This window comes from Flavobacterium sp. (genome assembly GCF_031363805.1).
Lineage (GTDB): Bacteria > Bacteroidota > Bacteroidia > Flavobacteriales > Flavobacteriaceae > Flavobacterium.
This window is the reverse complement of the sequence record NZ_JANLVD010000074.1, coordinates 1-16,576: the sequence shown is the minus strand read 5'-3', so window position 1 is coordinate 16,576 and position 16,576 is coordinate 1. Positions and strand designations below refer to the sequence as shown.

Annotated in this window: 13 protein-coding genes; 1 reads left to right on the top strand and 12 read right to left on the bottom strand. The window is 31.8% G+C overall.

Translation table 11 applies throughout. The features are described from left to right. A partial coding sequence (locus RMN92_RS04280) for a hypothetical protein (protein WP_309608227.1) occupies positions 1-788 on the top strand: 788 nt, incomplete at its 5' end. Positions 789-1,047: 259 nt separating this feature from the next. On the opposite strand, the gene RMN92_RS04275 is transcribed toward RMN92_RS04280, so the two are convergent. The 12 genes from RMN92_RS04275 to RMN92_RS04220 form a co-directional block, all read right to left on the bottom strand. After that, the gene (locus RMN92_RS04275) at positions 1,048-1,245 is read right to left on the bottom strand and encodes a hypothetical protein (RefSeq protein WP_309608226.1); all 198 of its coding nucleotides are present in this window, start codon (positions 1,243-1,245) and stop codon (positions 1,048-1,050) included. A gap of 35 nt (positions 1,246-1,280) precedes the next feature. Further along, positions 1,281-3,137 carry a trehalase family glycosidase gene (locus RMN92_RS04270; RefSeq protein ID WP_309608225.1) on the bottom strand — a complete coding sequence of 619 codons (1,857 nt, stop codon included), beginning with the start codon at positions 3,135-3,137 and terminating at the stop codon, positions 1,281-1,283. A 109-nt stretch (positions 3,138-3,246) separates the two neighbouring features. Continuing rightward, a complete protein-coding gene (locus RMN92_RS04265; protein ID WP_309608224.1) occupies positions 3,247-4,806 on the bottom strand; it encodes a phosphatase PAP2 family protein in 1,560 nt (519 codons plus the stop codon). A 4-nt stretch (positions 4,807-4,810) separates the two neighbouring features. After that, positions 4,811-5,713: a transporter gene (locus RMN92_RS04260; protein ID WP_309608223.1), complete on the bottom strand. Its 903-nt coding sequence runs from the start codon at positions 5,711-5,713 to the stop codon at positions 4,811-4,813. Between the two features lie 93 nt (positions 5,714-5,806). Continuing rightward, positions 5,807-6,358 (bottom strand): hypothetical protein, encoded by a 552-nt coding sequence (locus RMN92_RS04255; protein WP_309608222.1) that lies wholly within the window; start codon positions 6,356-6,358, stop codon positions 5,807-5,809. 32 nt (positions 6,359-6,390) lie between these two features. After that, positions 6,391-7,644: an MFS transporter gene (locus RMN92_RS04250; protein WP_309608221.1), complete on the bottom strand. Its 1,254-nt coding sequence runs from the start codon at positions 7,642-7,644 to the stop codon at positions 6,391-6,393. An 11-nt stretch (positions 7,645-7,655) separates the two neighbouring features. Then, positions 7,656-8,585, bottom strand: coding sequence for a carbohydrate kinase family protein (locus RMN92_RS04245; protein WP_309608220.1), 930 nt, complete (start codon positions 8,583-8,585; stop codon positions 7,656-7,658). 1 nt (position 8,586) lies between these two features. Further along, positions 8,587-9,762, bottom strand: a complete 1,176-nt coding sequence (locus RMN92_RS04240) for a fructofuranosidase/invertase (protein ID WP_309608219.1) — start codon at positions 9,760-9,762, stop codon at positions 8,587-8,589. After that, positions 9,755-11,065 (bottom strand): MFS transporter, encoded by a 1,311-nt coding sequence (locus RMN92_RS04235; RefSeq protein ID WP_309608218.1) that lies wholly within the window; start codon positions 11,063-11,065, stop codon positions 9,755-9,757. The genes RMN92_RS04240 and RMN92_RS04235 overlap by 8 nt, the downstream gene beginning before the upstream one ends. A gap of 162 nt (positions 11,066-11,227) precedes the next feature. Then, positions 11,228-12,130 (bottom strand): hypothetical protein, encoded by a 903-nt coding sequence (locus RMN92_RS04230; protein ID WP_309608217.1) that lies wholly within the window; start codon positions 12,128-12,130, stop codon positions 11,228-11,230. After that, positions 12,130-13,455: a vanadium-dependent haloperoxidase gene (locus RMN92_RS04225; protein ID WP_309608216.1), complete on the bottom strand. Its 1,326-nt coding sequence runs from the start codon at positions 13,453-13,455 to the stop codon at positions 12,130-12,132. Before RMN92_RS04225 ends, RMN92_RS04230 begins: the two co-directional genes overlap by 1 nt. 22 nt (positions 13,456-13,477) lie before the next feature. Next, the coding region (locus tag RMN92_RS04220) for a VCBS repeat-containing protein (protein WP_309608215.1) at positions 13,478-16,576 on the bottom strand (3,099 nt) is incomplete at its 5' end.

The window sequence follows — 16,576 nt, the reverse complement described above, 5'->3', positions numbered from 1 at the left end:
AAAACATGAAAAAAATATTTTTAATTCTAATATTTGCTTTTGTTTTACAATCTTGTAAAAATGAAAAGCAGAAATCAGTAGTAAAGAAAAGTAGAGAAATTCAAAAAGTAAAACAAAACAGAATTGATGAAAATAATTCGGCTCAAAATATCGAAGTAAAGAAAAATCCAAATGAATTTATACCAAAAGGATATGTAATTCATAAATATGAAGGTGGAATTTCAGCAGGCGGCTGGGACGAAATAAAAGGCGACTTGAACAAAGACGGAATTGAAGACATAATACTTATCATCAAAGGAACGGACAAAAGTAAAATTATACTTGACGAAAGTCGTGGAAAATTAGATCGAAACAGAAGAGGTATTATTGTACTATTAAATAAAGGTGATTATTATGAGTTAGCCGCAAAAAACTATGATTGTTTTTCGTCTGAGAACGAGGATGGTGGTGTTTATTTTGCTCCTGAACTCAATGTAGATATTGAAAAAGGAAACTTAAATGTCAATTATGGACACGGAAGGTATGGAAATTGGAGTTATACATTTCGTTACAAAAAAGGCAATATGGAATTAATAGGTTATAATTCATATTCTAGTCGCGGTCCGGTGCCTCAATATGAAGTGAGTATTAATTTCTCGACAAAGAAGAAACTCACTAGAGACAATTTAAACAAAGATGATGATGGAGATAATTACGAAGAGAATTTTAAAGATACTTGGGAAAATATCAATATCAAAAAAATTATAAAACTATCTGAAATAGAAGACTTTGATGAACTTGATTTTTGAAACATAAATTGACAAAAGCACAATCGCACAAGGCGGTTTGGCGCAATTGGGATTTTAGGCAAACTTTAAAGTTGGTTTTGTATTTAGGATGATTTGCTTCGCCTGTTCTCTATCGCTCGGGTGGCAAACTACCTGTGCAAAGTTTGCAACTTCGCAATAAAAAAAAAAAATTATTGCTATTTGAAAATATGAGGCTGGGCAAAATACAAATTCTAGAAACTACCACCATGCCCCAAATTGCAGCGGCAGCCCCGAAATTTTAAAAGCTATTTTTTCTACGAGCAACAGAGCGACCAAAGGAAGCTCCTGTTGTGAGAATAGAAAAAAAGCTTTTAAAATGAGGGCTAAAGCGAAAAGCTGGATTAGGCACAAATATAAAAAATAACTTAAAACCGATAAAAGGAGAAAATAAAATAGCATCAATTATTTCTTTTGGTTTGGTCATTTTATCCATCATTAAAAGTAAATATTAATTTGTGAAAATAGGATAATCTATAAATGAGAAGGCAAAGTAAGTCTATTCAATTCCACTTTTAAATCATCACTCAAAAGTCGCATTCCCAACTGAAACGAAGCATTCATCCAGCCAAAACCTTCACGAGTAATGTATTCAAAATGGGTACCTTGATTTCCGTATTCTGCAAAAACGTTATGCGAACAAGCTACAACATCATATTTTTCGGGAATTGTTCCGTTGTAGTCGCAAGCATTTTTAGTAATCATAAAAAGCCATTTGTAAATTAATTCCTGAGCCAAATTATCATAACCATAATTGATTAATCCTTGCCAAATAATTATTTGATGTGGTGGCCAACCAAACGGATAATCCCATTGGCGTTGCATTTGAGAGCTGTCAATATTTTTTAAAGCTTTTTTTGAACAACCTGCAATTCCTCCAGAAAAAATAAGTTTTGGTAACGAATTTGTAACCATTTTATCAGCTTGTTCTTGGGTTGCAATTTTTGCCCAAAGTGGAAAAAAACTGGTAGCTGAAAGAAAAATGTTTTGCTTTTGAGTTTTAAAGTTATAATCACAAAAGCAACTTTCTTCTTCGTTCCAAAGGAATTTATTAATTATAATTTTTCGATTTTCCGATTTTTCAATCCAGTATTTTTGAGTGTAAATTTTAGAATTGTACTCGAATGAATCATCAAAATAATTTGAAATCATTTCGGCAAAATCGGTTTCATATTTATACAACATGACATTCAGTTCAACAACATTCAAATCGGCACAAATCCCTTCTAATCTGTAACTTGTATCGTGACCGCTTTCGCGAACGCTTCTGTCGTGAACAAAATAATTATCCAGCTTGAGATTTTCTATTTTTCGTTCGTAATATAATTTTTCATATTCAGAAATTGACATTTTTTCTGCTTCGGCAAAGGGTTTTAAAATGTCATCATAATGTCCAGCTTCGGTTTCTGGTGGCAATCCAATTCCTTGTGCAAAGTATCGGTTTAATCCATTTTCTGTCAATCTTTTTCCAGTTTCCATCCAAACGGTTTCATATTCCTTTATGGCAATTGAAAGTGTTTTTTGAAGCCAATCGAAATCTTTATTTGGCATTGCTTCAAAAACTTCTCGAATCATACTAGAAAAAAATGGCGGTTGCGTTCTAGTCAAATAATAAGAACGATTGGCGTTTAAAATTTTCCCATAATGTGTAATCTGATAGCAAAAATTATCAACCATACTTTTGGCTAAATCCAGTTTTCCGTCTATGAGCAATCCAATATTTTCAAAATAACTGTCCCAACCATACATTTCATTAAATCTTCCGCCTGGAACTACAAATGGTAAGCCTGAAATTTTTCCGTCTTTATTTTGTAATCCTAAGACTAAAATTCCTCCTTCATCATTGATACTACTTACATATTGAGGCGTAATTTCTTTCGGAAGTTGTACTACTTTTAAATTGAATTTTGATGCCAATTTTTGATAATAATTTAAAGCAAAATCATCAGTAAAAGGAACATAAATAATCGATTTCTCCGTTTTTGATTTTGAATCTATCAATAATTTCTGCAATCCACTTTCGTCTAAAGTTCGTGTTAAACCGTTCCAAAAATAATCTTTTATCATTCTTGAAATTCGGTTGGCAGGAAGTTCAAAAATCTTTTCGGTTTCAATAAAATCTTGATTACTTTCTTGCGCCAGAATTAATTCTTGTAATAAATTGGATAAAAAATAAGTACCTTCAATTGCAAAATTTTGCTTTGTTTTTTCATCTATTAATATGAATTTTTTTGAACCAGAATCGTCTTTGGTTATTTTTTTATCAAAGTCGGTGTCTTCTTGTGCAAGAAGTAATTTTAAAATTTCATCTATATGAAGGATAATTTTCATTTAATTGTTTTGTTCTAAAATTCACTAAGCAAATTACAAAAAATATGATTTGATTCTCCCTTAATAATAGTTTATATAACTTTAAAAACTGCTAAACTTATTTTACATTTTATTCTGCACCGTCAGAAACAGCTCGATTAACAGCAAGTTGCCCTACTTTTTTCCCTAAAATAAATCCTGCTTCGCAATCGCTTCGATAATGAATACAGCCCATTATTCTTGATTCTGAAGCTTCTTTTGCCATGGATTGAAATATGGATTGTTTGGAAGGAATAATATGTGACAAAAAAGTTGCAGCCGAAGCGCTAAAAGCGGAATGACCAGAAACATACGCTGGAAAATTTGGTGTTCCAGTTAACGTTTTGATAGATGGGTCGATTTGACACGGTCTTGGATTGAAGTAAAAATATTTAGCATCCCAACAGCTGATAGCCGCATCCATCAAGGTGATGTTGAGTAACGCCATGTTTCTTGACCATCTTAATTCGCTATAATTTTCTAGAACGAAATTTTCACTAGCAATTAAATTCCAATGTCCAGGTGGTGTGAATGTTCCCACGCCATCGGCCCAATAACTTACTATTTTCATGTTTTCGCGGGAATTGTTTTCGCTGAAATTTTTTACTTCTGCTAGTTCAGCAGCAAATTGCGCAGAACTAGTCGAAGGCGGAGCATCGGGTCTATTGGCAATTATCATATCTGGTGTTAGAAGAAACGATTTAACTTTTCCAAACAAAGGTAGCATTGGCGGTCTTGGTGGCAATTCCAAAGATTTCCATGGAATTTGTCCAGTAGCAGCAGTTGTAGTTTCCAATTGTGCCCAAATTGTAGGATTGCCAACAGCGGCACCAGCTCCATCTGTTTTGGCTCTAGCGATAAATTTGGCTGCTATTTTACCTCCAAGTTGGTATCCAGCATCAATATCACTTCTCACATTGGCACCGCTAATAATGCGATATAATTTTTGTTCTTCCGCCTTTTGTGTTATAAATTCGACTTCCGTGGGAAATAAAAGTTTCAACATTTCGACTGTAACGCCAGCTAATACAGCATCTTCTGAAGGATAAGAAGGCATAGTGCTTTTTGGAACTAAAACCTTAATACCAAGATCTACAGCATAAGGTGCTACACGATTGTATAGTTTTTTATAATACCAAGTCGAAACCATAGCATCATATTGTGCTGCAGAAACATAAGCATAAGCACGTGCTGCATACGGCGGATTTGAAAATGGGAATTGAGGATAATTAAACGGATTGGCTCCAGATGGAATAGGGTAGGTTCCATCTTCATTTTGATAAGGAGGCAAATTGTGTCGCGCAACCAAAGTTCGCATTATTTCATTCCATCGCAACACGCCACCAACACTCCAATATTTGATGATGTCTTTCTGTTGTTGTGATATGTTGTTTTGGTAGTTTCTTATCTCATTGACTTCAATGGCAAATTGTTCAGTATTTGTTGCAATAGGTGCATTTAACGAAAATTCTGATGGTGTTGTTAATAAATAGGTTGTCCAACTACCACCAGAGGTTAAATCGGTATTTGTTGGATTGAGTTGTGGATATAGTTCATTTCGTTCTTCAATATCTTTATTACATGAAATTGTAATCATAGTTACAAGAATAAAGCAAGCTATTCTAACAGTTTTTTGAATTGTATTTTTCATTGGATTATAATTTAGTAAAATTAATAGTGTAAAATAGACCGCCATAAAAGCTTTGGGATTGCCCGACATTTCTACCATCAATTACATAGTTGTAACCACCCAAAAGTGCCAATCCTCTCAATTTTTTAAAAGTATATTTTCCATGGAAGCCAATTTTTGACATATTCATCATATTGCTCGGAAAAGGCATATTGTTTTTAGTAATGTCAAAGCCACCCAAAGTTAGCCAGTTGTCATAGATAAGTTCAGCAATCAATTCTTCAGATCGATAACCCATTCTTAAATTATTGGTGTAAACGTCTGGCATGGCGACTTCATTGGAGTAAATATATTCAGTAGTGAAATAGGCATCTCTATCAATAATTATATTTGCTCTTGCTACATAAGCGGCTGAGAGTGTGGCAAATATTTTTCCTATTTGATAATCTCCCATTAATCTGAAAGTAGTTGTCTTGCTTTGCAATCCTATGCTTAACGGCAGATAATCTGCTACATAATCTGTTGTTGGAATAGAAAAACCAGCCAACGCTATTAATGAAAATGTTGTTTTGTTTACTTTCTTTTCAAGCACATTATATTTTAGTGTGAATGAAATGTCCTGAAAACCGCTTTGACCTATTAAAGTACCGCCAGAAACTTTAGTTTGAATGTAGGGCAAACCAGCAATGATATTTATTTTATCAGTTATGCCATAATTTGCATTGAAAGCAATTGTGTTTGTAGTAACTGTTCCAAAATTTAAATTATCGCGTTTAAAAGTGCCTTCCCAATAGTTGCTCCATGAGCTATTTTGGAAAATACCGCCAAGGCAAATATTTTTTTTAGGCATCATTAAACCATCTACCTCGGTTTGTGAATATAAAATGGTAGTTGTCAAAATAAGACAACTTATGAAAGTTTTTTTCATTTTTAAATGGTTTAGTTTTTAAAATAAATGATTAAATCATTGAAATATTTTTATCATTAGCATTTACTAAAAACAAAAATAATTTTATAAAAACTAAACTAATTTTGGAGGATGGTCATTGTTATTTTTGAAACCAGAACGTAGTTTTCTCTTCTGATTATCGAAAATGGACTTTAGATCTGATTGTAATGTAAACAAATTTTGATAATCATCATAGATATTAGGTAGATAATCTTTTGAAAATGAGTTTAATAATTTTTCAATTGGACTTTTATTTGAAGGAGAATCTGTTAATAATTGCTTATCGCTAATTTTTTTTAATTCTATATCCAATTTGTTTTGATGGGAATTGCTTAAATAATACAAATGAAGAATATTGTCCTTAATTCTCTTTTTGAAAACATGGTACATTTTGTTATTTAGTATGATATTTTCGTTTACGTTTTCGAATTCGGTATCATCAACAAATGTATAAATACTAGCATTTAATTTTAAAATTTTAAACTCTGAATTGGGCAAATTTTTCATAGAAGTGACCCAATTTTGTTCTTTTTCGTAAGAAATAAGCAAGTAGTATTCTGCCGTACTATAAAGCAAAGAAGTGATTAATAAAATTAATAATAAAAGGGCAGCCTTTTTTTTCATTGATTTCTTTTGAAATTTATGACTATTATTTTTTATACAACTACATCAGAATTGGAATGATTTTTATAAATTAAACTATTTAAAATCCACAATAAAATAAATATTAAAGATACAGGAATTAATGAGAAATAAAAAGCGGTTGTTCCATTAAAAGATTCAAATACATGTCCAGTAATTATGGAACCAGTAGTTCCACCAAGTGCTGAAAAAACCACAATTAGTCCAGACATTGAACTGTGCATATGTTTGGGCAACGAAGACAAAATAGTTGAATTTAATGTTGGATAAATGGGTGCTAAAAACAATCCCATAATTGGTAATAAATACAGAACAAACGGTGCGTTTAACCAAGTCATTGTTGCATTATTTTCTATGATGATATTTTTTGCCAAAGGCATAACTAGTAAAACTATTGTAGCAATTGCAAGCAAACAAAAGGATAAAAAATGAATCCACTTTACTCGTAATAAAACAAATCCTGAAAGTAGTCTTCCTAAAAAAGTGGCGCCAGCCAATATCGAACCAGCTTGAATTGCCAAACTTGTGGGTGCGCGAAGAATTTCTTTGTAAAATGTTGGCATCCAAGTAGAGAAACTTTGTTCAATCATAACATAAAAAAAGATGGAAAGAATAAAGACAATTATTAATGGTTTTGCAATCATTACAATCATTTCTTTAAAGTCTTTTTCTAAAGATGTATTTTCTATTTTGGCTTCTTTTTCGTCTAATTTTGAGAACAATAATAACAGAAAAGCAAGAAATGACAATCCAGCAATTATCCAATAAATTTGCAACCATTCTTTAGATTTTGGATCAGCATCGTTTACAAAATAACTAAATACAAATCCGCCAAGCATCACGCCAGACATAAAAATAGCTTCCAGAAAATTCATAAAACTACTGTGCTCTTTCTCGTTATTAGTCAATAATCCAATAGTTGAAAAAACTGAAACTTTTATCAATGCAAACGAAACACCAATCACAAAAAACAACAATTTAAAATACCAAAAAGCATCTGCAAAAGGCATAATACTGCAAACAATTGTTACTAAAGCCAAGGCAATTAACATCGATTTTTTAAGTCCAATTTTTGGAAGAAAGGAAGCGAAAATAAAAGCTGCAATTGCAATTGGTAAATCTTTAAAACCTTCCAAGATAGAAGCATCACTTTTAGAAACTCCAAAATTAAGTTGCATTTGAAGCATGACAATTCCAACACAATTCAGCAAAATTGCAAATACAAAATAGTTAAAAAATAGAGATAATTTTATAGCTGCATTTTTCATATTTGTCTTTGTTAATCGTGTAAAAAGTCTTGAAAATTGATTCCATCTGGCAATCTGCCTACGTTTTGTAGTTTTATAGAAGCTAATTTTTGGGCAATAGTCACACAATCATTTAAACTAGTGTTTATCAGTTTTGCATATAAAAATCCTGTCCAAAAAGCGTCGCCAGCACCAGTAGAATCTTTAATTTCATCAATAGGAATTGCTTCTTGAAAAAGCAAACCTTCTTTTTTATCGGAAACTACAACGCCTTTTTTTCCTTTGGTTAAGCATATTGTTGAGGCACCAAGATTATGAAAATAATCAAAAATGTAATCTTCCGATTTTACTTCTGCAAACAATCTATAACAATCATCTTCGCTCAATTTGACTAATGGATCGTTTGATAAATAGGCTGCGATCACTTGTTTTGCTTCGTTTCTAGATTTCCAAATTCGCTCAGAAAAATTCAAATCTATACTCAATTGTAAACCCAATTCTTTGGCTTTTTTGGCTCTGTTTAAAATGGTTTCTCTTGCTGGATTTTTACTTAAAGCGAAGCAAGTAGTATGAAAAATTTTGGCTTCAGCAATAATTTCATCTGGAAGTTGGTCTTCAACAATTTCACAATCTGCTTCTCTAAATGGAATAAATTCTGGAGTTTCTGTAGATTTTGACACAAAAATTACAGATGTTGGCGTAGTTTCTAATTTTTTAATTTGAGTCGTAATTACATTATTTGCATTCAATTTTCTGACAATATAATCGCCCAAACCGTCTTGACCACAAGTGGCAACCAACAAAGATTTCAGCCCTAATCGTGAAGCATTTACTGCCACATTGGTTGGCGAACCACCAAGAAATCTGTGATAATCTTTGGTTCTATTGATGGAAGTATTGACTTCGTGACCAATAAAATCGATTAAAACTTCGCCTATGCAAATAATGTCTATATTTTTCAAATTATAATAGTAATTTAAAATTATTGTGAACTGATTGATGTAATAAAACCGTTGCTGCGGCGCTCCAAGCACAATATTTTACTCCGTTTGGTGCTTCGGTTTCGGTATTAAAATTTTCGTAGAAACCAAAATCTTCTATTGCATTTGCTTCGTTTAAATGCTCTAAAAGCGAATTGGCTTCTTTTATTTTATTTTTTGATAACAATGCCAGACCATAAAAACCGTTTACCATAGGCCAAGTTCCGCCATTGTGAAACTCGTTTGGATAATTTCTGAATTCGTATTTACAATTATTTTTTAATAGATTCCAATCTAAATCTGTGGTCTGAATTGGAGGCCAAAAAGCTGGAATCAATTGAAAATTAGTCTGACTTTGCAAATGAATAAAATAATTCATAGTATTCTCTTGAAATGTTTCGTTTCCAATATTTAACATCAAAAAAAGTGAATTCGCAAATGCATCAAATTGTGTTTTATAACCAGAAGGCGAAAAAGAACAAGGCGCAAAATCTTGAAATTTTAATTCATTATAGGCACGTTCATGATACTTTTCTCCAACAGCATTTGGAATGAAATTGATTTCTATTTGTTCCTTGATTTTATTTATTTTATCAGAAATAGCATTACTTTTAACAAAATAGTTATAACTTTTTAAAGCCCAGATTCGCAACAGTTGATCGTACAAAACATAACCATCGGTAATATATTCATCGGCCCAATTTCCAGATAATGGAACATACATTAGATGTTTGTTATTGAATTCCCAAGCATCCAAAAGTTCAAAACATTTTTCGATTTCTCGATTGTATTTTGCCACAAAAGATATATCGGCTTTGTAGAAAGCATATTGACAAATGCCAATAATAAACCAAGTTACCGCATCAACTCTTCCCGCCAAACCTCCATAACTAACTTCATTTTTATCATCGGAAATTAAGACGTTTGATGGAATGGTTCCAATTTTATGTTGGTTTTTGGCTAATGTTTGTAAAGTACTTTTGAAGGTTTCAATTAGTTTTTCATCGCCAGAAGCTAAAGCTGCAAATCCACAAATAACGCCATCTCTTGCCCAAACTCGTTTATAATTGGCGGTGTTTTCTGCACTAGCCAAAAATCCTGCCGATGTGGAAACGGTTTGTAATAATTCGATTGCTTTATGATAGGCGATATTATTCACTAGCTAATTGCTTTTTTGGTTTGATGAATAAAGTACAAATTGCGCTTAATATTACTAAAACCCCAGCAAATGTAATTGCTAATCGTGGATCATTATGTAAAAAATGCTTCATAATATAGCCAAAAGTGATTGTTTGAATGAACATAGGAATCACAATCATCATATTAATAATTCCCATATATACTCCGTATCGTTCTTTCGGAATGTTGGAAACGACCATTAAATAAGGAATTCCCATCATACTTGCCCAACCAATTCCGAAACCAGTTATAGCAGGAAATAGCAAATATTTATTTTCAATATGTGGGAAAATTAAAAATCCAATTGCTGCTAAAACCAAGCAAGTAAAATGTACATATTTTGGTGAATATCTTCTAGCGAAACCAACCAATGCAAAGGCAACTAAAAACGTAACAATATTATACCAACCGTTCACCAAACCTGTCCAGCCAACTGCTTCTTCATATAATTTTGGATTGGATTTTGGCGTTGCATTCCAAACAGAAAGTGCTATACTTTTGGATGAATTTTGCCAATAACAAAACAAGGCATACCATTGAAAAAGATACACTAGTGCTAGTTGCCACATTACTTTTGGCATATCTTTTATAGCAGAAAAAATATCTATAAAAGGAGTAAAAACATTTAATTTTTCAGATTTTATTTTTTGTAATTCTTCGTCTGTCGGAGGAATTTCTTTGGTTGTATGCGAACTCCACCAAACCGAACCAATAGAACAAACCGCACCAAGAAAAAAGGAGGCAAAAACCCAAGTTGGTAGTTTTCCTGTAGTTCCAATAAAAATCATTGGAAAAATAAATAGTGAAATGTTTGCCAATGTTTGTCCGAATCCTGTAAAAAAACTTTGTGCTTGAAAACCAGTTGGTTGTTGCGATTCATCCAATTTATCAGCTATAAAAGCGCGATATGGTTCCATTGCAGTGTTGTTTCCAGCGTCTAAAATCCAAAGCAATCCTGCTGCCATCCAAAGTGAACTACTAAAAGGAAAAAGAAATAAAGCCAAACTGCAAATGATTGCACCAATAAAAAAGAATGGTTTTCGTCGTCCTCCAAATTTTGGCAACCAAGTTTTATCGCTCAAAGCGCCAATTATGGGTTGAATTAAAAGTCCAGTTAATGGTCCAGCGAGATTTAAAATGGGTAGTTGGTCTGGACTTGCGCCAAGAAAATCATAGATAGGATTTACAGCACTTTGTTGTAAACCAAAACTGTATTGAATGCCAAAGAAACCGACATTCATATTGATAATTTGCCAAAAACTCAGTTTCAGTTTACTTTGCATATATGTAATAAATAGATAGTTTTTTTATAAATTTAACTTTTAAATTAAGATTTATTTAAGATTTGATAAAAAAATCGTCATTCTAATCTCCGAAAAGGATTTCGTTAAATATTTTATTGATTGATAAAATTAAAATCTCCTCAGTTTGTAAATTATTTTTGCCTATTTTTTAAATGGAATACAAATTTTTGCTTCCCAAGAAAGTTCTTCACCACCATTGAATGGATTTGCCATAAAATGCTCCAATGGTTTATAATCTATTTCAATATTATGATTTTTGGCATAATCTAAAATAGCAAACCAACCACGATCGGATGTTCTATAATTTCCAAAATAGGAAACTATTAATCCTTTTTTTGATGGAATTGTTTTAAATTTTACAAATTCAGTATCAATTAAATTTTCGGATTTATTAATTGGGAAACAATAATTAAATTCGAGTTGTTCTGTTTCTAAATTCCAATGAGTAACTTCGAGATATGGTTTGCCAATAATTTTTATATTTTTATTATACAAAAAACCAGTGATTTTTGAATCGTCCATGATCATTGTTTGTGCTTTTTCTTGTATTACACTCTTTAGTTTGATGTATGCCACAAATATTTCTTCAGTTTTTCCTTCTTGAACCTTTCCAACTTTTAAATTTTTTAAATGTTCTTGCAAACCAGTTTTAAATGCTAAGATTTTTTTTAGTTGTTCTTCTTTAAACTTTGTATTAAAAAAAGGAATTGAAATTCTATTGTAAAAACTGTGATTTAAATCGGTAATTCCAACTTTAACATTTGTAATTGAATCGTTTAGCGAACTAAATTCCCAATTGTAAATTATATTGGCTAAACTCAATTTTATAAATTCATATTTTTTCTTTTTAATTATTTTATAATCTTCTTTGTTGTTGTTTTTTCTCATTTTTGTCCATTCTTCAATTCCTTGAAAAACGGTTCCTGTAGCTGTTTTGGCTTTAAAAGTAATCGTATAGTCATTTTCTTTTATAAAAATGTACCAACAAAAAAGTATAGAAAGTATTAAAAAAATTATTATAAAATATGATTTTTTTTTCGACATTATTTTGTCATTTTTAATTTTGAAACAATAAAATCGCCTATGTTTTTGCCTTGTTCAATACCATTTTCAATAGAAGCTTTATAATGAATTCCTCCATAAAACCGACTAATTGCAGCTTCTTTTGAAGCATTCTCAAAAGAAGAGAATTTTCTTTTTGGTAATCCAAAAGGTATTTCTGTATCGTCAACAAATGAAAAATTATCACCAAAAATATTGTTCAAAATAATTGCTGAGCAAGTTGATAAAACGGAATGCCCGCTGGTGTATTCTGGAAAAGGAGGCGTTTGCAAAAGCGGTTTCCAATTTTCATCCATTTTTTCATTAATGATGGTTTCAGGTCTGATAACGTTGCTTCTAAATTTTTCATCCCAACAACTTATAAAACTTTCAAATATACCAATAGATGTTTTGGTGTATGCATAAACGGTTTTTTCAAAATCTGCATTTGATTTTTGAGAAGCTATTTTTACAATGCCCATCCAATGTCCGCCAGGTGTAATTTTCTTTTTCGCAAAAGTCATATGCCCTTGGTTTACTGTTGCATACGGATTGCAATCCCAAAATTGTGCAATTTTAACTTCTTCGCAAGATTCTCCTTTTTTTGTAATTTCATTTCCAATATCATACACTTCTTTAACCTGATTATAGAAAACACTATTTTTATTTAACGAGAATGGCATGGCTGGTTTTGGTTTGAATTGTGATGCAGAATCCAAAACCAAAGTTCGAATTTTGTTCCAATGTGGTTCAATAGCATCCATGTATGCTGGTGGAGTTGGCTGCCAACGACCTTCAATATTTGTGCTTACAGTATATTTTTGAAATGTTCTGGTTTGTTTGTAATTGTCTTTCCCCATCCATTTTTTAATTCTCTCGGCTACTTTGAGTCCATAATCTTTTGAAATTTCAAATTCTTTTTCGTTACAATCACTCCATTTTTTATACAAACTATCTCTAAATTTTTCGACAATTTCTTCAGAAAAAACCAATTGTTTACTCACTTCCATGTGGGCTACTAAAGCTGCTAATTTTTGATTTACTCCAGCCTTTGAATCCAATTTGGGAATTGAATCTAAACCATTCAATTGATTTTGAAGCGAATTATATTTTGTGCTATTTTGCGCAATTACTTCGAAAGCGGCAATATTTGGATACACAAAAATTCTGCTTGCTACAGGTGGCGAAAATATATCATGAAGCATTATTTGGGTTACATTGTCAACTGCTGCATGATAGTCTTTGCTACTAACTATTATTGAAGTTTCTTTTTTACAGGAAAAGAAAAGTAGTATTGAAAATAATCCAATGTAAAATTTTGGTTTCATTTTAATTAAATTTTCGACGTTTCTATTTGGAACTTTGTATTTCGTAAACTTCTGCTTTTTTATTATTAATAGTAACCAACATATAATTTTTTTCATGAAAAGTAATAATATTTAAATGCCGAACTGCTTTTTGAGTTAAATCGATTCCAATTTGGTTGCCTAAAAGTATGTTTTTTTCGTTTTTAATTAAAGCGCCCGAAAATCCATCGAATCTTGAGTGATATGGCGTTATTCCAAAATAATTTCCAGCAGCGAAAACTTCCTGTTTACTATCTTTATCAAAATTTGATTTCACAAAACAAGTTATTGGCGATACTTGCAGTTTATTATCAAAAGGAGTAAAAATAAATTTCCCTTTTTCGTTTTTTAAATAGCCCGATTTTAAATTATGAACTTCGTACAATTTTGCTTTTTGTAGCATTTTTGGATCAAAAACTTCCTCTAATGCTTTTCCAGCAAATGATTTATAAGATGTAAATTTCTTTTTGAGTGAACCACTAAATTCTTCAACCAATTCGTCCAATCCCATTGTGGTGAAATATTTTTGTCCTTTTTCAATAGCAACAATAGTTTCATAATCTCCATTGGCATCAAAATCATCATAATACATTTTCATAGGAAAATTTGTCGATGCTTTAAATTTGGAATTCATGCCCCAATTTCCCAATAAATAATCCTGATCGCCATCGTGGTCAATATCAAAAGGAATAATTGATTGATAGAGACCATTATTTTTTTCCGGAAAAATAGATTCAGTTACATTTACAAAATTATTATTTTTGTTGGCTAAAAATGTAGGTTTCATCCATTCTCCTACGACAATTATATCTGTTTTTCCATCTTTGTTGAAATCGTCAAAAATGGCATCAGTCACCATTCCTAGATTATCAAAAAATTTATGTTGAACTCTCGAAAAAACGCCTTTGTTATTATTTAAAAGAAAGCAATCGGGCGAACTTCCAAAACGATTTGTGACCGAATTATTGCCAATAAAAATATCCAAATCACCATCGGCATCATAATCGAAAGTTTTTATAACCGAAGCATTTTGACGTAATTCTGGTAAAGTTGATTTTGTAAATTTCTGATTTTTGTTTAAATACAATCTATCTTCTAAATTTTGCGCGTTTTCACCATTTCCAGAAGCCACAAACAAATCATTGGTCTTATCATTATTAAAATCGGCAATTACTACTGAAGCATCTTCAAAAATAGAATCAGCTTCAATTTCGGCTACAGTCTTTTTAGTAAAACCGTTGGTATTTTGCAGATAAATAACTGCTTTTTTACCTTTCGAACCGCCAAAAAATATATCTTCTTTCCCATCGCCATTCAAATCTCCTATTGCTGTTGCTGGTCCACGATCAGAGCGTTGGTATGGAATTAATTTTTGAGCTGTAAAATCTATAAAATCATTTTCTTGGTGTATAAAATCGATACCTAATTGCGTATCTGATTTTTTGAAAATTGGTAAAACCCTAGGATGTAAAGTTTGATAATTGAATGTTTTTCTGTTGGTATTCGCTTTGATGGCGAGTGTTTGGTTTGTTTTTACTTTTGATAAAGTTTGGCATGTTTTGTCCGGCCAAATAACTACCAGCGAATCAATTACAGTTGTTTTTCCATAACCAAAATGAATCACCGGTTCTGATGATGACTGAAATCCTCTAGTTGTTTGCAATTCTTTGCATTGTTTTTTACCTTTTGAATATGCGATTATTTTGGCACCAATTCCGAAAATATTTTTGCCTTCAAATTTCAATTTTATTTTTAGATAGTTTGATTTATCGTTTGTTTTGTTAATGTAAACCGTTGCAATATCGTTAGTATTATTGGTCACCAAATCAAGATCGCCATCATTGTCAAGATCGGCATATCCACTTCCGTTAGAAATAATAGAATCGTTTTCGATCCATTCAGCCGATTTATTTTTGAATTCTAAATTTGGAGAACCTTGAAAAATATAATTGGTCACATTGCCTTTTGGCATTTTGTTTAATGCTTCTTTGTCTAATAATTTTGTAGTGCTAATTTTAGTTTTGATTTGGTCATTTGAAAAATATTTCACATAATCCAAATCGTTTGGACGTTTCGGAATTCCATTACAAACAAAAATATCTTGTTCTCCATCTTGATCATAATCGGCAAATAAAGCACTCCAACTCCAGTCTGTGGCTGCAACGCCATTCAATAAAGCAGTTTCTGTAAAATGTTTTCCGCTTTGATTTATTTGGAGCATATTGCGAGAGTATTGGTAATGATATCCAAATTTTTCTGTTCTTAGTTTCATCATTTGCGGATTGTCATCACCTAAAGAAGATTTTAAGACTTTTTCATCCTCAGGAAGCATGTCCAAAGATAAAATATCAGGAAAAGCATCGTGATTAACATCAGAAACATCAATACCCATAGAGAATCGGCTGGTATGACCAAAATAAGTTTTCAAACTTTCGGTAAAAGTGCCATCGCCATTGTTGAGGTAATAATAATCATCTTCATGAAAATCGTTGCCAATATAAATATCAGGGTAACCATCTAAATTGAAATCGGAAACGGCTAAACCTAGTCCATAACCATTTGCACCGCCAAAAATACCCGCTTTTTCACTAACATCTACAAATTTATTGTTGTCGTTTCTAAATAATTTATCGCCACATTCATAACTTCTTTTGTTTCTAATGGTTGCATTTCCATACGATAATTCAGAGTGAACTGCATGATTTAGAAGATACATATCTAAATCGCCATCCAAATCATAGTCGAAAAAAGCCGCCGATGAACTGTAATTGTCCAAATCCAATCCGTATTTTGCAGCACTTTCCGTAAAAGTGTTATTTTTATTATTGATAAACAATTCGTTGTGGCCTTCGAAACCATTGATGCCAACCACAGCGCAAACATAAATATCTAGAAAACCATCACTGTTTACATCTGCCATTACTGTTCCTGCCTTCCAGTCACTTTGACCTTCAACTTCTGCTTTTGCAGTGATATCTTCAAATTTATTATTTCCTTTATTGAGATATAATTTATTCTTGCCTTGATTGGAAGTGAAATAAATATCTACTAGTCCGTCATTATTGATATCGCCCAAAGAAACTCCGCCACCATTGTAATAGTA